The sequence below is a fragment of the Burkholderia arboris genome (assembly GCF_902499125.1).
GTDB lineage: Bacteria > Pseudomonadota > Gammaproteobacteria > Burkholderiales > Burkholderiaceae > Burkholderia > Burkholderia arboris.
Genome location: NZ_CABVPX010000015.1, coordinates 169075 through 186797, shown reverse-complemented (window position 1 = coordinate 186797; position 17723 = coordinate 169075). Strand labels below are relative to the sequence as shown.

The window sequence follows — 17723 nt, the reverse complement described above, 5'->3', positions numbered from 1 at the left end:
GCGAGCGGCCTGCGCAGCCGCGGCGCGGCGTCGGCCGCCCGCGCGAGCACCGCGCCGACGCGCGACACGTCGCGGATCGCGACATGCTCGCCGCGCAGGTGCGGCAGCACGAAGCGCGTCACGAGTGCGGCGGCCGTCAGTCCGACGATCGAATACAGCCCGAGCTGCACGAGGCCCGGGAACCCGGAGAACAGCATCGACGCGAAACCGCACACGGACGTCAGCACGCCGAGCCGGATCGTCGGCCAGTAAGCGGCGACCCACGCGCGTGTCGCGTCGCCCGGGCGCGCGGCGACGCGCGTGCCGGCCTGCGCCGATTGCACGAACAGGTAGATCGAATAGTCGACGGCTTCACCGATCAGCGTCGTGCCGAAACCGAGCGTCAGCCCGTGGACCGTGCCGAACGCGACGCTGACCGCCGCGATCCCGGCCGCGACACCCGTCAGCACCGGCAACAGCCCGAGCGCGAGCGTGCGCGGCGAACGGTACAGCGTGAGCAGCAGCGCGACGATCAGCACGACGCTCGCCGTCGACAGGCGCTCGACGTCATGCCGGATCGTGTCTCGCGTGTCGACCGAGAACACGCCGGGGCCCGTCATCGCGAGCGTGGTCGCGGCCGCATTCGGCACGGCCTGCTTCGCCGTGGCGAATGCGCGGCGCACCGTGTCGATCGCGCGCGCCTGCGCGTCGGTATCGGAGCCGGCGGCGGCCGTCTGCACGACGAGCACCGCGCGCGTGCCGTCGCGCGACGCCCACACGCCGTCGCGGCTCGCGGGTTCGGCCGCGCTGTCGAGCTGGTCGACGAGCGCGGTGACTTCGCCGGTCGGGTCGCGCGGCAGCATCGCCTTGGCGACGAGGCCGGCTGACGAGCTCAGCAGGTCGAGGCTGTCGCCGAGCGCCTGGTGCAGGCCGTCGGCGCTGAAGCGCTGCGGCGTGACGGCCGGGCTCAGCAGGTAGCGGTGATCGAAGACGAACTGCCGGTCGCGCGCGTCGTTCGCGGCTTCTCCGTTGTGCACGGCCGCGAATTGCGGGTCGGTGCGCAGTGCGCCGGCGACGCGCCGTGACAGTGCGGCGCGCGTGACGGCATCGCCGCCGTCGATCGCGACGAGGATCAGCCGCGACACGATGCCGTCGCGCAACTGGTCGACGAGCACGCGCTGCCCGGCGCTCGGCGAGCTCGGCAGGAACGCGGACAGGTCGGCCGTGAAGTGCGCGCGCCCGATCGCGACGCCACAGGCGGCGAGCGCGAGCAGCCACACGAGCACCGCGCGCTGCCGCCACGCGTGCAGGCGGCGGGCGACGGGGGAGGGGCGCGCGCGCTCGTCCATCAGTTCGCGGTCGCCGCAACGGGTTGCAGGCGCATCACCGAATGATCGCCGTCGGCCTGCCGGATCGCGACGCTGCGCAATACGTCGCGCGTGCCGTCGAGCGTGATCGTGCTGACGACCTTCAGCATCCGCGAGTCGAGCGGCGTGAGCGTCAGCGTCCAGTCGTCGCCGCGCCCGGAAAGGGCGACCTTGTACACCTGTTCGAGCGCGAAGCGGTTGCCGGCGAGCGTCGCGCGGATGCTGTCGATGAACGCGCCGAGTTCCGGATAGCGCGCCAGCGCGAGTGTGAACTTGCGGTTGTTGCGTTCGACCGTGAGCATGTCGCCGTCGACGACGAGGTGTTCCGGCTTCGGGCTCAGCGTGTGCTTTTCCAGATGATCGGGCGCGACGAACACGAGTTCGCCCGACGATTCGACCGGCTGGGTGGCGATCGACAGGTACTTCGTCTCGGTGAAGGTGGCGCGTCCCGACTTGTGCTGCGCGAGCGTCGACATCAGCCGGTCGAGGCTCCATGCCGGCGCCGTGTCGGCTGCATGCGCGGGCACGGCCAGCGCGAGCGCGGCGGCGGTGACGGTGGCGGCGAGCAGGCGGGCGGCGCGGTGCAGCGAGAGCGGGAACAGGCGGTGAACGGCGGTCATGCGTCGGAATCCCTTGTGGCGGGCAGGTCGGCACCGGCGTGCGTCGCGTCGCGGCGCGTGGCCGCGGCATCGCCGCCTTGCCAGAAATCGAAGTAATTGAACCAGTTGTACGGCGCCGCGCGGCAGTACTTGTCGAGCAGCGCGACATAGCGCGCGAGTGCCGCGTCGACCGCCGCCGCACGTGCATCGCGCCGCACGTCGGAGAAATCGGCGAGCGTCTCGAAGTGCACATCGTAGCGGTTGCCGTCGCGATAGAGGCCCGTCATGAAGATCACCGGGCGCTTCAGCATCGCGGCCATGTACAGCGGCCCGAGCGGGAACGCGGCCGGCGTGCCGAGCAGCGGCAGCCGCCGCAACGATGCGGCCGCGTCGTCGAGCAGCGTGCGGTCGGCGAGCATGCCGACCATGCAGTTCGCGTCGAGGCGCTCGCGTACCTTCAGCATCGAGTCGACCTGCCCGAGCGGAATCACTTCCGGTTTCGCGGCCGGGTTCACCGCGGCGAGTGTCGCGTTGATCTTGCGCGCATTCTTCTCGTACATCGTGACGACGACGCGCAGGTCCGGATGCGTGCGGCCGATCGCGCGCACGACCTCGAAGCTGCCGAGGTGCGCGCCCATCAGGAACGCGCCGCGCCCGCCCGCGAGCGCATCGTCGACGAGCGTCTCGCCGTGCAGCCGGATGTCGAACAGGTCGAAGCGCCCGTTCATCAGGTAGACGCGGTCGTGGATCGTCGCCGCGAACGTGAACACGTGCCGGTACACGTCGCGCCAGCGCGCGGGCCGGCCGAGCGCGCGGCGCAGGTAGTCGCGCGACGCGGCGCACGCGACCGGCGAGAACAGCACGAAGTACGTCGCGATCAGGTGCAGCACGAGGCGCGCGCGCTGCCGGCCGAAGCGCAGCGAGATCCACGTCATCGTGCGCAGCAAGCCGGCGTTGCTGCGCTCCTGGCGTTCGGCCCACGCGGTGCGCTTCATGGCTGCGCGCCATCCTGCACGGCCGGCGGCGCGGACAGCACGCCGGTCGCGACCTCGCGCGACCCGGCGCGCAGCGTGAAGCGGATCGCGCCGCTGGCCGCGGCGTCGTACGCGAGATCGAGCGGTTCACCCGGTGCGACCGGGCTCAGGAACTTCGCGGAGCCGAGCCGCCACGTATCCAGCGGACGGTTGAGCGCCGCGCCGATCGTGTGGATCGCGTGATCGAGCAGCACGACGCCCGGTACGACCGGATGGCCGGGGAAATGGCCGGGAAGCGCCGGATGGTCGACGGGAATCGTGAAGGCGAGTGCAGGTGCGGCGGCCGTGTCGCGTTCAGGCGCGGGCGCGGCCGTGGCGCGCGCGTGCTGGGCGACGAGCGCGGCCAGCACGTCGCGCGGCAGCTTGCCCGTTTCATTGCGCGGCAGCGCGTCGACGAACACGAGCGGGCGCGGCATGAACGCGGGATCGATCCGCTCGCGCAGCGCGCGCTGCAGATTGGTGGCTGCGAGCGCCGGCGCGACGACGAGCGCGACAAGGCGCGTGACCGGTTCGAGGCTGGTGTCGTCATGGGCCGGTGCGGCTTCGTCGGGCATGAAGAACACGCCGTCGACCACCTGCGGAATCGCGTTGAGCTGATGATTCAGGTACGCGAGCGACGTGCGCTTGCCGGCGATATTGACGAGATCGGCCTTGCGGCCGTGCAGCAGGAACCGGCCGTCGCCGAGCAGCTCGAGCGCATCGCCCATCGGCACCGGCACCTCCACATGCCCGCCCGACACCCACACGGTCGGCCCGCTGTCGTCGCGGTCCGGTTCGTCGCGCGCGTCGAGGCGGATGTCCGGGAACAGTTCCCATGTCGCGCCTTGCGACGTGCGCCGGGTCGCGATCTGGCCGGTTTCGGTGCTGCCGTAGATTTCGACGAGCGGCGCGTCGAGCGCGACCTCGGCTTCGCATGCGAGCTTCTCCGACAGCGGCGCGGTGGCCGACAGCACGAGCGCCGCTTGCGGCAGCGCATGGCCGGCGGACAGCAGCGCACGCAGGTGGATCGGCGACGTGACGAGCACGCGCGGCTGCGGGATCGCGTCGAGTTCGTCGCGGATGTCGACCGGGTAGAACGGCTGGCGGTTGCTGAATGCGAGGCCGCCGATCAGCGCGAGCAGCACCGTCGACTCGAAGCCGTACATGTGCTGCGCGGGCACCGTGCCGATCAGCGTGGCCGCGCGGCCGTCGAGCAGCCCGAGGCGATCGGCCGCCGCACGCACGCAGCCGACCAGGAAGCCCCACGTCTTGCGGTGCGGTACCGGCGCGCCGGTCGAGCCGGACGTGAACACGTAGGCCATGATCCGCGCCGCATCGATCTGCGGGACGGCGAACGGCCTATCGTCTGCCCGCTCGCCGGGCGCGGCATCGGGATACGCGAAGCGCGGCAGGTCGATCGCGCAGTCGGGCGCATCGTGCAGGCAGAACGCGTCGGGCGCGAACGTCGCGAGCTGGCGGACCATTTCCGGCGTGTGCGTCGACGGCAGCAGGCTGATCTTGCCGGCGACGAGCGCCGCGCACAGGCTGACCGCGAAGCGGTAGCGGTCGCGGCACACGTTGAACACGTGGCCGCCGGCCGGCAGCGCGGCGGCCACGCGCGCGACGTCGGCGACGAATGCGCGCACGGTGACGGGCGCACCGTCGCGCCAGGCGATCGTCTGGTCCGGCGAGGAATGGAATACCAGCGGGTGAGTCGGCATAAATCGGTCAAAACGGGAGCGAAGGCCGGCGCGGCTGCGGCGCCGCGCCGGTCATGAATTCATCGTGACGCCTGCGACGCGCGATACGCGCGCACCGCGTCGACCATCCGCGGCCGCGGTTCGTGCGGCAGTGCGAAGCGCCGGCACGCATGCTCGGCGGCGAACATCACGGCGACGAGCGGCAGCGACAGGTAGTTCGCGAACGTCGACCACGTGACGATCGGCGCGGTGGCGAACAGCAGCGTCGACACGGCGGCGGTCGCGACGAAGAACAGCGTCCACGCGAGCGTGATCTGCCGCGTGTAGCGCGCGACGGCCGGCGTGACCGTGCCGTGGATCATCGCCGCGAAGCGCGTGCACAACGGCACTTCGCCGGCCACGAGCGTGCGGCCGAACAGCAGCGCCATCGCGAGGTTGAAGCTCGCGTGTTCCAGATACAGGCCCCATTCGAAGTGCTGCGCGAGCGGCGTGCGTGCCACCCACAGCGCGGCGGCGGCGAGCAGCCATGCCGGTACGAACCATGCGCGATGCGGCGAGCGTAGCGCCGCGCCCAGCGCGAGCAGCAGCGGTGGCACGAGCGCCATTGCGAGGCCGAAGCCGTGTGCGCCCGGCGTCGCGGTCGCGTAATGCGCGCCGGCCTGGTAGGCCGCCACGGCGCCGACCGCCACGACGCCACGCGCGACAGGCAGCAGCCTGCTCATCGGCGGCCTCCGGGCGCGCGGCGCGCGCACCTGACGGCGGCCGTGCGGCAACAGCGGACAGGCGGGCGAACCGGAACGGAGCGCAAGGGCGGATGCGGCATGACTGGAGACATCGGGCGGATCGTGGCCGGACGCGGTGGTCGGGCCGTCAAACATCATATGAATGGCGGCCGGGACGCGGGTCCGGGCCGGTGGTCGGGCACGCTCATTTTAGGGCCGCGGCACCGACTGTTCGGGGTGGGCGCGACCGGGTTTTGTAACCGATTGTATGGCACCGGACGAACGGTTTCGCGGGGTCGGTCCATTTCCATCCAAAGCGGCTCAAGCGTCTCGTGCATTCGCGTGCCGAAACGGGCCGCGGCGCAGGCTCGCCAGTCTGTAACCATTCACGGTATACGCCCTGATGGCCTTCATCTAGAATCCGCGTAACTTTTACAAACGATCCCCAAATAACGCAGGCGGGGAAGCCGGCAGACGCCGGAGGGACGGAGATTTGCACGCGCCGGGCGTGCGTGACAGTTGCCGTTTCCGGGCGCCTCCCGCTGCCATGGGCCGCCTGCCCGCACGCATGATGAACGCACTGGAACAAGAGCTCGCCACGCTGATCATCGGCGAACTGAATCTCGAAGACGTCCCGCTCGATACAGTGACGGCCGACACCCCGCTGTACGGCGAAGGTTTCGGGCTCGACTCCATCGACATCCTGGAAATCGCGCTGCTGATTTCGAAGAAGTACGGTTTCGAACTGCGCTCGGACAATCCGGACAACCAGAAGATCTTTGCGACGCTCGGCGCGCTGGCTGCATACGTCGCCGCGCATCGGACGAAGTGACGGTGGCGCGCAGTGAATGACGGTGCGCGACGGCGATCGGACACGATTTGCCGCGCGTCGGTCGAGGTGAAACGCGATGAACGGAGCAATTCGATGCGGGCGCTCGTAACGGGCGGCAGCGGCGCACTCGGGCAGGCGATCTGCACGGCGCTCGCGCAGGCCGGCCATGAAGTATGGGTGCATGCGAATCGCCATCTCGCGCAGGCGGAGGCGGTCGCGCAGCAGATCGTCGCCGCCGGCGGCACCGCGCACGCGATCGCGTTCGACGTGACCGACGCGGAGGCGACGCTCGCGGCGCTGAAGCCCTTCATCGACGCGTCGCCGGTGCAGATCCTCGTCAACAACGCGGGCATTCACGACGACGCGCCGATGGCCGGCATGTCGCGCCGGCAGTGGCACAGCGTGATCGACGTGACGCTCAACGGTTTCTTCAACGTCACGCAGCCGCTGCTGTTGCCGATGATCCGCACGCGGCGCGGACGGATCGTCAACATCGCGTCGGTGGCCGGCGTGACCGGCAATCGCGGGCAGGTCAATTACGCGGCCGCGAAGGCTGGGCTGATCGGCGCGACGAAGTCGCTGTCGCTGGAGCTTGCGTCGCGCGGCATCACCGTGAACGCGGTGGCGCCCGGCATCATCGAATCGCCGATGGCCGAACAGGCGTTTCCCGCCGAACGCATCAAGCAGCTCGTGCCCGCGCAGCGCGCGGGCCGGCCCGACGAAGTCGCGGCGATGGTCGCGTACCTGGTGTCCGACGCCGCGGCCTATGTGACGGGGCAGGTGTTGTCCGTCAACGGCGGGCTCGCGTGACGAAGCGCGCAGCGTCCGCCGGGTAACGCAACGCGGCCCTGCGCCGCATAGTGAGGAAATCGAAGTGTCCGTGCATCCAGTCGACGCCGAACGGCGCCCGCATTCGTTGTCGTCCGCCACCGCGCCGTTCGCGCACGGCGGCGACCACGCATTGCGGCTCGTCCAGATGAGCCATGCACGGCTCGTCGCGTTGCTGCACGATGCGCGTATCGACCACGTGTTGCCGGGCGCGCTGGGAGCGGTGTGCATCGGCGCGGCCGGCTCGCATGCCGATGCGGCAGAGCGGATGCTCGCCGATACCGCGCCCGACCTGCCGGTCGCGCCGGTGCAGATGGCGCTGCTCGGCGCGGATGCCGCCCCCGACGATGCCGTCTGCGAAATCTGGCAATGCGATGCGCACGACCTGCGCAGCGAACGGCACGGTGCGCTGCACTATCGCTACAGCGAAGCGGCGGGGCTCGTGTTCGGCAGCATCGTCGTGCACGAAACGGATGCGCAGCACGATGGCAGCACGCCGCTCGAGCGTGCGACGTTCGACGCCTACCGCGTGCTGTTCGACCTGCTCGATACGCTCGGCATGCCGCATCCGCTGCGCATCTGGAACACCGTGCCGGCGATCAACGCGGTGCAGTTCGGGATCGAGCGCTATCGTCAGTTCAATATTGGCCGTCAGCATGCGTTCGACGCGTGCCGCCGTGCGCTGACGGGCGGCGTGCCGGCCGCGTGCGCGCTCGGCTCGGTCGTGCCGGTCGCGGGCGATGCGCCGCCGGCCGCGCCGCTGGCGATCCATTTCCTCGCGAGCCGCACGCCGGCCGATCCGGTCGAGAATCCGCGGCAGGTCAGTGCGTATCACTATCCGGCGCAGTACGGCCCGCGTGCGCCGACGTTCGCGCGCGCCGCCGCATGGGCCGATGACGATGCCGCGCCGGTGCTGTTCGTGTCGGGCACGGCGAGCATCGTCGGGCACCGCACCGTGCATCGCGGCGACGTCGTCGCGCAGACGCGCGAGACGGTCGCGAACCTCGCGGCCGTGCTCGAGCAGGCCGCGCGGCAGGGGCATGGCCCGTTCTCGCTCGCCGACCTGAGCTATCGCGTCTACGTGCGCGACGCCGGCGATGCCGCGGCGATTGCCGGGATCGGGCGCGTGCTGCGCGAGGCGGCCGGCCCTCACGTGCGGCCGTTGTTCGTCCACGCGGACGTGTGCCGCGACGACCTGCTGGTCGAGATCGAGGCCAGCGCGGGTCATGCAATGGAGTGGCTGCCATGAAGCGCGAGAGCCTCACGATCCCGCAACCGGTCGCGCATGCGGCCGGTGTCGACGAAGCCTGCCGGCGTTCGCCGGCAAGTCATAAACTTTTGTCAGGATCCCTGTCTTCGCAAGCGGCTGTTTCCATGTCCAAGCTTCACGCCTCGTCCACTCATCTCGTGCTGATCCCGAGCTACAACCCGGGGGGCAAGGTCGACACGACCGTGCGCAATGCGCGCGCGCAGTGGAATCCGGTGTGGGTCGTCGTCGATGGCAGCACCGACGGCAGCACCGAACGGCTGCAGGCGATGGCCGAGCGCGATCCCGGATTGCGCGTGATCGTGCTGCCGGAGAATCGCGGCAAGGGCGCCGCGGTGCTCGCGGGGCTCGACGCGGCGGCCGCGAGCGGCTTCACGCACGTGCTGACGATGGATTCCGACGGCCAGCATCCGGCCGACCTGATTCCGGCCTTCATGGCCGCATCGCAGGCCGACACCGATGCGATGGTGCTCGGCGTGCCGAAGTTCGACGCGAGCGCGCCGCAGTTGCGCGTGCAGGGCCGCCGCCTGTCGAACGCCTGGGCCGACCTCGAGACGCTGTGGGCCGGCATCGGCGATTCGCTGTACGGGTTTCGCGTGTATCCGGTCGCGCCGCTCGCGGCGATCATGCGGCGCCAGCCGTGGATGCGCGGTTTCGACTTCGATCCCGAAGCGGCCGTGCGGCTGTGCTGGGCCGGCGTGCACCCGATCCGCATCGACGCGCCGGTGCGCTATTTCGGCCGGCACGAGGGCGGCGTCTCGCACTTCCACTACGGTCGCGACAACGCGCTGCTCGCGTGGATGCACCTGCGCCTGTTCACCGGCTTCGCGGTGCGGCTGCCGATGCTGGTCGCGCGGCGGCTGACGCGGCGCCGCGACCAGACCGCCTGAGCGGCGGCCCGCCCGGTTTCCCTCCCGATCTTCGTCCGGACACGGCGATTCCGCTGCTTTTCGTCGACAATCCGGCGTCGGATCGCCGCTTCATTTCAATCTGCTGAGTAATGAACGTGTCATCGGATGTAAACATCTGGTAATTTTCTGCCGGATTATGCAAAATCGCCGCTCCCAAATACAACTATCGAGGGATTCCGGGATGCAACTCAAGAAAGCGGTGGCGGCGTGTGGCGTGGCGTTTCTGTTGAGCGCATGCGGCGGGGTACAGAGCCTTGACGCGAACAGCCTGACGTCGGCGGGGACGAACCTGTACAAGGCGGCAACGCTGTCGGACAGCGACATCGCCGCACTGTCGAACGAATCGTGCAAGTCCAGCGACGCCGAATCGAAGATCGCGCCGGCGAACAGCGCGTACGCGAAGCGCCTGACGAAGGTCATGAAGGGCTTCGGCGACATGACGCTGAACGGCCAGAAGATCAACTACAAGGTGTACGTGACCAAGGACGTCAACGCGTGGGCGATGGGCAACGGCTGCGTGCGCGTGTACAGCGGCCTGATGGACATGATGAACGACGACGAGCTGCGCGGCGTGATCGGTCATGAAATGGGCCACGTTGCACTGGGTCACTCGAAGAAGGCGATGCAGACCGCGTACGCGGTGAGCGCGGCGCGCAGCGCGGCCGGCGCAGCATCGCCGGGCGTGGCGGCACTGTCGAGCTCGCAGCTCGGCGACATCACCGAGAAGTTCATCAACGCGCAGTTCTCGCAGACGCAGGAAAGCGCAGCGGACGACTACTCGTTCGACCTGATGAAGCAGAAGGGCATGAGCCAGAAGGGCCTCGTCACGGGCTTCCAGAAGCTCGCGCAGATGGACGGCGGCCAGAGCTCGATGATGAGCTCGCACCCGTCGTCGGCGAGCCGTGCACAGCACATCCAGGATCGCATCGCGAAGGGCAGCTGATCGCGCCACGCGCATCGCGAATCGCTGGCCCGCGCCGGCGACCGGTACGCGAAAAGAACAACCCCACGCCCGTCCGGGCGTGGGGTTTTGTTTTTGGGGCCAGCCGGCGGGTCGCTTACGGCACCATCCCCGGCAGCACGTACGCCTGCACGAGCGTGATCAGCCCGACGATCACCGCGAACAGCAGGCTGTGCCGCACCGTGAAGCGGAACAGCTCGGACTCCTTGCCGACGAGACCCGTTGCCGCGCACGCAACCGCGATCGACTGCGGCGAGATCATCTTCGCGGTTACGCCGCCCGTCGTGTTCGCCGCGACCGCGAGCGTTTCGGGCACGCCGAGCTGATGCGCGGTGGCCTGCTGCAGCGAGCAGAACAGCGCGTTCGACGACGTATCGGAGCCCGTCAGGAACACGCCGAGCCAGCCGAGGAACGGCGAGAAGAACGGGAAGGCGGCGCCGGTCGCGGCCAACATCAGCGCGAGCGTCGACGACATCCCCGAGTAGTTCGCGACGAACGCAAACGCGAGCACGAGGCCGATCGACAGGATCGGGCGCGTCAGTTCCTTTAGCGTTTCGCCGAACGTGACGAGCGCGTCGCGCGGCTTCATCCGCAGCAGCGCCATCGAGATCAGCGCGGTCACAAGGATCGCGCTGCCGACCGCCGAAATCAGGTCGATCTTCAGCACCGCGTCGAGCGCTTTCGGCGTCGCGGCGATCGGCGCGGTCTTCACGACGAGCTGGTCGAGCCCGGCCACATGGAACTTCAGCACGGTCGACGCGAGTGCGCCGTGCGCGGCGAACAGCGCCTTGAACGGTGCGATGCTCCAGACCGTGACGACGGCCGTCAGGATCAGGAACGGCGACCATGCGCGCACCGTTTGCACGAGCGTGTACGGCGACGCGTGGCGGCTCGCGCCGAAGCCGTTGCCGCCAGCGCCGAACCCGGCCAGCGCCGCGCCGCCGCCGGAGGCGACGAGGCCGCCGGCCGGCTGCTTCGCGGTGCGCGGCTGCCACACCTTCAGGAACGTCGCGAGCGCGACGAGGCTGACGAGCGACGACGTGATGTCAGGCAGCTCGGGCCCGATGTGGTTCGACGTGAAGTATTGCGTGACCGCGAAGCTGCCGCCCGCGACGAGTGCAGCCGGCCAGGTCTGCCGTACGCCGCGCAGCCCGTCCATCATGAACACGAGCCAGAACGGCACCGCGAGCGACAGCAGCGGCAACTGGCGGCCGGCCATCGCGCCGATGTGGAACGGATCGATGCCCGTCACCTGCCCGGCGACGATGATCGGAATGCCCATCGCGCCGAACGCGACCGGCGCGGTGTTCGCGATCAGGCACAGCCCGGCCGCGTGCAGCGGCTTGAAGCCGAGGCCGACGAGCAGCGCGGCCGTGATCGCGACGGGGGCGCCGAAGCCGGCCGCGCCTTCGAGGAATGCGCCGAACGAGAAACCGATCAGCAGCATCTGCAGGCGCTGGTCGTCGGTAATCGACAGCACGGACGCGCGGATGATGTCGAACTGGCCGGTCTTCACGACGATCTTGTACAGGAACACGGCCGCGACGATGATCCACGCGATCGGCCACAGGCCGTAGGCGAAGCCGAAGCCGGCTGCGGCAAGCGCCTGCGGCACGGGCATCCCGTACGCGAGGATCGCGACGCCGAGCGACAGCAGCAGCGTGATCGCGGCCGCGACATGGCCTTTCATCCGCAGCGCGGCCAGCGCGATGAAAAAGAAGATGATCGGAATCGCGGCGACGAACGCCGACAGCCCGAGGCTGCCGAGCGGCGAGTAAATCTGATGCCAAACCTGCATGGGTGTCTCCTCCATGGATTTTTAGGGGTACGGGTTTGAAAGCGGATGCGCTATTCGGGCTGCCCGCGTGCGCGCAGCAGGTCGGACAGGCTGCGCGGCGCCGGTTCCAGCGGCGTGCGGTGCTGCGTCCAGCCCATCTGTTTCGCGGGCGTCAGCGCATGCAGGCGCGTGGCGGCCCAGCGGAATGCGCGGTACGCGCGCGGATGCGCGAACGCGCCGGACCAGAAGCGCCACACGAGGTCTTCCGCGCGGGTGTAGTTCGCGCCCTGGCCGCGCAGCGGATGGGCGACGGGTTCGTCGGGCTTGCGGTTCGCCTCGGTGCGCAGCCGCACGAGCAACTGCGGGATCGGGATCCGCACCGGGCACACCTCGCCGCACGCGCCGCACAGCGTCGACGCGGTCGGCAGGTCGGCCGTCGCGTCGAGGCCGAGCAGGTGCGGCGAGATGATCTTGCCGATCGGGCCCGGGTAGGTCGTGCCGTACGCGTGGCCGCCGATGCGCGTGTAGACGGGGCAGTGGTTCATGCACGCGCCGCAGCGGATGCACTGCAGCGTCGCGCGCAGCTGTTCGTCCGCGTATGCCTGCGTGCGGCCGTTGTCGAGCAGTACGAGATGCAGTTCGCGCGGGCCGTCGCGTTCGCCGTCGCGGCGCGGGCCCGAGATCAGGTTGAAATAGGTCGTGATCGCCTGGCCGGTGGCCGAGCGCGTGAGCAGGCTCGACAGCGGCACGATGTGCTCGAGCTTCTCGACGACCTTCTCGATGCCCATGATCGCGATGTGCGTGTCGGGCACCGTGGTCGACAGGCGGCCGTTGCCTTCGTTCTCGACGAGCCACAACGTACCCGTGTCGGCCGCCGCGAAATTGACGCCCGACAGGCCGACGTCCGCTTCGGCGAACGCGCGGCGCAGGGCGCGCCGGCCGGTCTGGATCAGTTCGTCGACGTCTTCCGTATAGCGTGTGCCGGGGATGTGTGCTTCGAACAGCTCGGCGATGTCGCCGCGCGTCTTGTGGATCGCCGGCATCACGATGTGCGACGGCTTTTCGCCGGCGAGCTGCACGATGAATTCGCCCATGTCGGATTCGATGCAGTCGACGCCGTGTTCGGCGAGGTAATGGTTCAGCTCGATTTCCTCGCTCGCCATCGACTTGCCCTTGATCACGCGGCGCGCCTTCTTCGCCTGCGCGATGCCGAGCACGATCGCATTCGCGTCGGCGGCCGTCTCGGCCCAATGCACGTGCACGCCGGATTCGGCGAGCTTCGTCTCCAGCCGTTCGAGCAGCGCGGGCAGTTGCGCGAGCGCGTGCTGGCGCACGGCTTCGCCGAGATCGCGCAGTTGCTGCAGTTCGGTGTCGTCGGGGAATTGCGTCGCGCGCTTGCCCTGCAGGAAGTCCATCGCGCCGCGAAAGCTCTGGCGCAACGCGGGATCGTCGAGTGCGGCTCGCGCGCGGGCCTTGAAGTCGCCGGGGGCGACGAATTGCAGCGTGTGGTCGCTCATTGTGGCAGATCCTCGCAAGCGGGTGCGGCCGACGGGGCGGTGGAATCGGTGACGATCACGACCCACAGGCGGCGCGGGCCGTGTGCGCCGTAAGCGAGCGTCTGCTGGATGTCGGAGGTCTTCGACGGGCCCGATACCAGCACGAGGTTGGTGGGCGTGCCGGCTTGCCAGCGCTCCGCATGCACGGCCGCGTGCAGGTCGGCATGCAGCGTGTTCGCATGGACGAGCGCGACATGCAGCGGCGGCACCAGCGACACCGTGCGCGGCGAGCCGGCGTCGGGGGCGAGCACGACGGTGCCGGTGGCCGCGATGCCCGAACGCGCGACAGTGAAGCCTGCATCGATCGTGTCGAACAGCTCGGCTTTCCATGCGTCGATCGGCCGGTCGAACGGTACCGGTGCGACGGTATCGGGCAATGCGCGGGCGAGCGCCGCGGATTCGGCGCGGGCCGGGTCGAGCAGCAGGCGGCGCACGCCGGCGTCGGCGAGGCGCGCGGCAAGCTGCGCAGGCCATGCGTCCGCGCTCGCGCACCAGACGTCAGCGTGCGACGCGGCCAGTGCGGCCTGCATTGCCGGTGCGAGCGCGTGCGGGTCGCGTTCCGTCGACGCGCGGCGCATGTCGTAATGCATGTCGATGCGCGCATCGAGTACGGGGGCGGCCGTCGCGGCGACGCCCGGCGCGGCGGCGCGCAGGCGCGCGAGAATGGCGGCGCGCGCGCTCATTGCCGGTCTCCGCGCAACGATGCGGCGCCGGACGTCCGGCGCCACAGGAAGCTCGCGAGATGCTCGACCGGCAGCGGCGCATCGGCCTTGGTCGCAGCGTGGCCGATGTTCAGCAGGCAGCCGCAGTCCGCGGACACGAGCCGGTCGCAGCCGGTCGCGCAGGCCGACGCGACCTTGTCGCGCACCATCGCGCCGGAGATGTCCGGATGTTTCAGCGAGAACGTGCCGCCGAAGCCGCAGCACTCGGATTCGCGTTCGTGTTCGATGCGCGTCACGCCGGGCAGTGCGTCGACGAGCGCGACACCATGCACGCGCGTGCCCATCTCGCGGCGTGCCGCGCACGACGTGTGCAGCACGACGCGCTCGTCGGGCGCGGCGCCGGCCGTGGCCGCGTCGAGCTGCACGTCGAGCACATGGACGAGGAATTCCGCGAGTTCGTAGGTGCGGCCGGCGATCGCACGCGCCTTCGGGCCGTTGACGGGATCGTCGGCGAACAGCGCCGGCCAATGGTGCCGGATCATGCCTGCGCACGAGCCGGACGGCACGATCACGGGCCACGGTTGTGCGAACAGGTCCAGCTGCGCGGCCGCGACGCGGCGCGCTTCGTCGGGATTGCCGCTGCTGTAGGCCGGCTGCCCGCAGCAGCTCTGGCCGCGCGGATAGTGGACGGTCAGGCCTTCGCGCTCCAGCAGGCGGACCGCGTCGAGCCCCGCTTCGGGGACGAACAGGTCGACCAGGCAGGTCGCGAACAGGTAGGCGTGTGCGGGGATGGCGGCGGGGTACTGCCTTTCGTTCATGTCTCGCTCCAGAGGCGACGGCCCGGCGTGCGGGTCGACGATTTCGCTGCATAATTCCCGCGACGGCGCCGCAGCTCAAATTGGTTGGGCCAATCGGCGCGCCACGTATTCCGCAGGGAGACGCGACGATGGCAGCGATGACGGCACGGGGCCGGACCGAAGTGGTGATGCGCAAGATCGAGACGGCGCTGCTCGACGGCACCTGGCCGGCCGGCGCGCGGCTGCCGGCCGAGCGGGTGCTCGCGCAGCAGTACGGCGTCGCGCGCAATACGGTGCGCGAGGCGACCCAGCGGCTCGTCGCGCGCGGGCTGCTGCAGAGCCGGCGCGGCGCGGGCGTCTACGTGACGGACCAGTTGCGCGCGGGCATCGCGTCGCCGTGGGGCCAGCTGGTCGCCGATCATCCGGCGCTGCGCGACGACATCCTCGAATTCCGCCGCGTGCTCGAAGGAGCGACCGCGTATTTCGCCGCGCTGCGGGCCGATGCGAGCGACCGGCGCCGGATCCGCACGCTGCTGCGCGAACTCGAAACCGCGCACGCGAACGACGACGCCGCCGTCGAAGCCGCGACCGACGCGAAGCTGCACGAGGCGATCGCGCTCGCGTCGCACAACACGATGTTCCTGCACCTGCATACGAGCGTGATCGGGATGCTGCGCGAGCACATCTCGATCAACGTGGCGGGCATGACGATGGAGGACGAGCAGGCGTCCGAGCTGCTGTTGCTGCAGCACCGCGTCGTGTGTGAAGCGATCTGCGCGCAGCGGCCCGAAGAGGCGCGCACCGCGATGCAGACGCATATCGACTACGTGCGCAGCCATTTCGAGCGCAGTGGCGATGCGCAGTGAGATTGGTTGGACCGCTTTGATGCTCGGCCCGTCCGGCGGGCGAATCGGGCATGGCCGTGCATCGCGTGCCGGCGGCCGGCCGTGCGCGGGCCGCCGTGTGCCGCTCGCGCGATTGACCGGTTCATCGGCCGCCCACTAGAATCGGCCGGAACCGCGCGCCAGCCGCGCGCTGCGGCGAATGCGGACCGTCGTTCCGCCAGTCGAGGAAGCTTCCGTGCTCACGTCTTTCATCCGGCGCGCGCCGGCCGCGCTGTCGTGGCGTGCCGCATGCCGCCCGGCTCGTGCGCTGGCCGTCTGCGCACTGCTGTCGCTCGTTGCCGCCTGCGCGACGCACCCGCCCGCCACCACGCTCGATCGTCCGGTCTCGCATGCGTTGCCGCCCGATACCGCGACGCCGCTGCGCGACGCGCTGGCCGCCCCCGAGGCCGCGCATCCGGGCCAGTCGGGCTTCCGGCTGCTGGCCGACGGCGCGCAGGCGCTGCAGATGCGCATCGCGCTCGCCCGCGCCGCGACGAAGACGCTCGACATGCAGTACTACATCGCGACCGAGGACACGACGGGCAAGCTGCTGCTCGCCGCGGCGCTGTACGCGGCCGATCGCGGCGTGCGCGTGCGGATGCTGGTCGACGACCTGAACTTCCGCGACATCGACCGCGTGATGGCCGCGCTGAACACGCACCCGAACATCGAGATTCGCGTGTTCAACCCGTTCGGCGCGTCGCAGCAGGGGATGGTCGAGCGCACGACCAACTTCTTCACGCGGATCGACAGCTTCACGCGCCGGATGCACAACAAGGCGATGATCGCGGACAACCAGATCGCGATCGTCGGCGGCCGCAATCTCGGCGACGAATATTTCAGCGCGAGCCCGACGCTGCAGTTCCGCGATCTCGACGTGCTCGCCGCCGGCCCCGTGGCGAATGACGTCTCGGCGAGCTTCGACGCGTACTGGTCGAGCGCGAGCAGCTATCCGCTGCGCGTGCTGAATCACCAGTCGTTCGATCCGAAGGAGCTCGACGCGATGCGCGACGAGCTGCGCAGCCACTGGCGCCAGAACGCCGAGCCGTACAACGCGAAGCCGCTGAACGCGACGCCGCTCGCGCAGCAGATCGCACGCGACGAGCTCGAGCTCGTGTGGGCGCCGGCCGAGTTCAAGGCCGACGCGCCGGACAAGGTCGCACGGCCGACCGATGCGTACGTGAGCCCGCCGATGCAGCGTCTCGTCGAGCTGACGCGCGGCGCGCAGCAGGAATTCCTCGCGTTCTCGCCGTACTTCGTGCCGCACGACGCGGGCGTGAAGATCCTCGGCGACACGACCGCGCGCGGCGTGCGCGTCGCGATCCTGACGAATTCGCTCGCCGCGACCGACGCGGTTGCCGTGCAGGCCGGCTACGGGCCGTACCGCGTGCCGCTGCTGCAGCACGGCGTCGAGTTGTACGAGTTCAAGGCGCAGCCGGGCCGCCAGCGCCCGCGCCTGTTCGGGTCGCGTTCGCGCGCGAGCCTGCACGCGAAGGCGTACGTGATCGACCGGAAGATCCTCGTGATCGGCTCGATGAACCTCGACCCGCGTTCCGCGCACCTGAATACCGAACTGGCACTCGTGATCCATAGTCCGGCGCTCGCCGAACAGGTCGCGACGATCTTCGCGCGGGCGGCGCAGCCGGACGAAAGCTATCGCGTGAGCCTCGTCGCGCCGGCGGGCGGCGGGTCGCCCGAACTCGTATGGACGGGCATCGACAACGGCAAGCCGACGACCTATCACGTCGATCCGCACGCGGGACTGATGCGCAACCTGATGACGGGCATCTTCATGCTGCTGCCGGTCGACGACCAGCTTTAAAGGGACGGAAGCGCTCCGGCTAAACCCGCGTTAACGAGGTGCGGGG

The 17723-nt window shown here is 69.8% G+C and carries 16 protein-coding genes; 7 read left to right on the top strand and 9 right to left on the bottom strand.

Annotation, left to right across the window (positions count from 1 at the left end; genetic code table 11):
* The 5 genes from BLA15945_RS19860 to BLA15945_RS19840 form a co-directional block, all read right to left on the bottom strand.
* Positions 1–1328: MMPL family transporter (locus tag BLA15945_RS19860; RefSeq protein ID WP_174993200.1), on the bottom strand; the 1328-nt coding region annotated here is incomplete at its 3' end.
* Positions 1328–1966, bottom strand: coding sequence for an outer membrane lipoprotein carrier protein LolA (locus BLA15945_RS19855; protein ID WP_174993199.1), 639 nt, complete (start codon positions 1964–1966; stop codon positions 1328–1330). The genes BLA15945_RS19855 and BLA15945_RS19860, both read right to left, overlap by 1 nt.
* Complete coding sequence (locus BLA15945_RS19850; protein WP_059233198.1) at positions 1963–2940, bottom strand: LpxL/LpxP family acyltransferase; 978 nt, start codon at positions 2938–2940, stop codon at positions 1963–1965. Before BLA15945_RS19850 ends, BLA15945_RS19855 begins: the two co-directional genes overlap by 4 nt.
* Complete coding sequence (locus BLA15945_RS19845) at positions 2937–4679, bottom strand: AMP-binding protein (protein ID WP_174993198.1); 1743 nt, start codon at positions 4677–4679, stop codon at positions 2937–2939. The genes BLA15945_RS19850 and BLA15945_RS19845 overlap by 4 nt, the downstream gene beginning before the upstream one ends.
* 59 nt (positions 4680–4738) lie before the next feature.
* Positions 4739–5380: a COG4648 family protein gene (locus BLA15945_RS19840; protein WP_174993197.1), complete on the bottom strand. Its 642-nt coding sequence runs from the start codon at positions 5378–5380 to the stop codon at positions 4739–4741.
* A gap of 547 nt (positions 5381–5927) precedes the next feature.
* On the opposite strand from BLA15945_RS19840, the gene BLA15945_RS19835 reads away from it, so the two are divergent.
* The 5 genes from BLA15945_RS19835 to loiP all read left to right on the top strand — a co-directional run bounded on the left by BLA15945_RS19835 (position 5928) and on the right by loiP (position 10161).
* Positions 5928–6212 (top strand): phosphopantetheine-binding protein, encoded by a 285-nt coding sequence (locus BLA15945_RS19835; protein WP_124453521.1) that lies wholly within the window; start codon positions 5928–5930, stop codon positions 6210–6212.
* Between the two features lie 93 nt (positions 6213–6305).
* Positions 6306–7022 (top strand): 3-oxoacyl-ACP reductase FabG, encoded by a 717-nt coding sequence (gene fabG, locus BLA15945_RS19830; protein WP_059236612.1) that lies wholly within the window; start codon positions 6306–6308, stop codon positions 7020–7022.
* A 64-nt stretch (positions 7023–7086) separates the two neighbouring features.
* Entirely contained in the window at positions 7087–8289 is a 1203-nt protein-coding gene (locus BLA15945_RS19825; protein WP_174993196.1) for a chorismate transformation enzyme, FkbO/Hyg5 family, read from the top strand.
* A gap of 125 nt (positions 8290–8414) precedes the next feature.
* Positions 8415–9197 (top strand): glycosyltransferase family 2 protein, encoded by a 783-nt coding sequence (locus tag BLA15945_RS19820; protein WP_059233201.1) that lies wholly within the window; start codon positions 8415–8417, stop codon positions 9195–9197.
* Between the two features lie 202 nt (positions 9198–9399).
* Positions 9400–10161 (top strand): metalloprotease LoiP, encoded by a 762-nt coding sequence (gene loiP, locus BLA15945_RS19815; RefSeq protein ID WP_059233202.1) that lies wholly within the window; start codon positions 9400–9402, stop codon positions 10159–10161.
* A 115-nt stretch (positions 10162–10276) separates the two neighbouring features.
* On the opposite strand, the gene BLA15945_RS19810 is transcribed toward loiP, so the two are convergent.
* Genes BLA15945_RS19810 through BLA15945_RS19795 form a run of 4 tightly spaced genes read right to left on the bottom strand, consistent with a single transcriptional unit; the run spans position 10277 to position 14992 of the window.
* Positions 10277–11977, bottom strand: coding sequence for a lactate permease LctP family transporter (locus BLA15945_RS19810; RefSeq protein ID WP_059233203.1), 1701 nt, complete (start codon positions 11975–11977; stop codon positions 10277–10279).
* 50 nt (positions 11978–12027) lie between these two features.
* Positions 12028–13473, bottom strand: a complete 1446-nt coding sequence (locus tag BLA15945_RS19805) for a LutB/LldF family L-lactate oxidation iron-sulfur protein (RefSeq protein WP_174993195.1) — start codon at positions 13471–13473, stop codon at positions 12028–12030.
* A complete protein-coding gene (locus tag BLA15945_RS19800) occupies positions 13470–14195 on the bottom strand; it encodes a LutC/YkgG family protein (RefSeq protein WP_174993194.1) in 726 nt (241 codons plus the stop codon). The genes BLA15945_RS19805 and BLA15945_RS19800 overlap by 4 nt, the downstream gene beginning before the upstream one ends.
* Positions 14192–14992 carry a (Fe-S)-binding protein gene (locus BLA15945_RS19795; protein WP_174993193.1) on the bottom strand — a complete coding sequence of 267 codons (801 nt, stop codon included), beginning with the start codon at positions 14990–14992 and terminating at the stop codon, positions 14192–14194. The genes BLA15945_RS19800 and BLA15945_RS19795 overlap by 4 nt, the downstream gene beginning before the upstream one ends.
* A gap of 128 nt (positions 14993–15120) precedes the next feature.
* On the opposite strand from BLA15945_RS19795, the gene BLA15945_RS19790 reads away from it, so the two are divergent.
* Both BLA15945_RS19790 and BLA15945_RS19785 read left to right on the top strand, forming a co-directional pair.
* Positions 15121–15837 carry a FadR/GntR family transcriptional regulator gene (locus BLA15945_RS19790; RefSeq protein WP_059233207.1) on the top strand — a complete coding sequence of 239 codons (717 nt, stop codon included), beginning with the start codon at positions 15121–15123 and terminating at the stop codon, positions 15835–15837.
* A gap of 214 nt (positions 15838–16051) precedes the next feature.
* Positions 16052–17677, top strand: coding sequence for a phospholipase D family protein (locus BLA15945_RS19785; RefSeq protein ID WP_059236614.1), 1626 nt, complete (start codon positions 16052–16054; stop codon positions 17675–17677).
* The last annotated feature ends 46 nt before the right edge of the window (positions 17678–17723 follow it).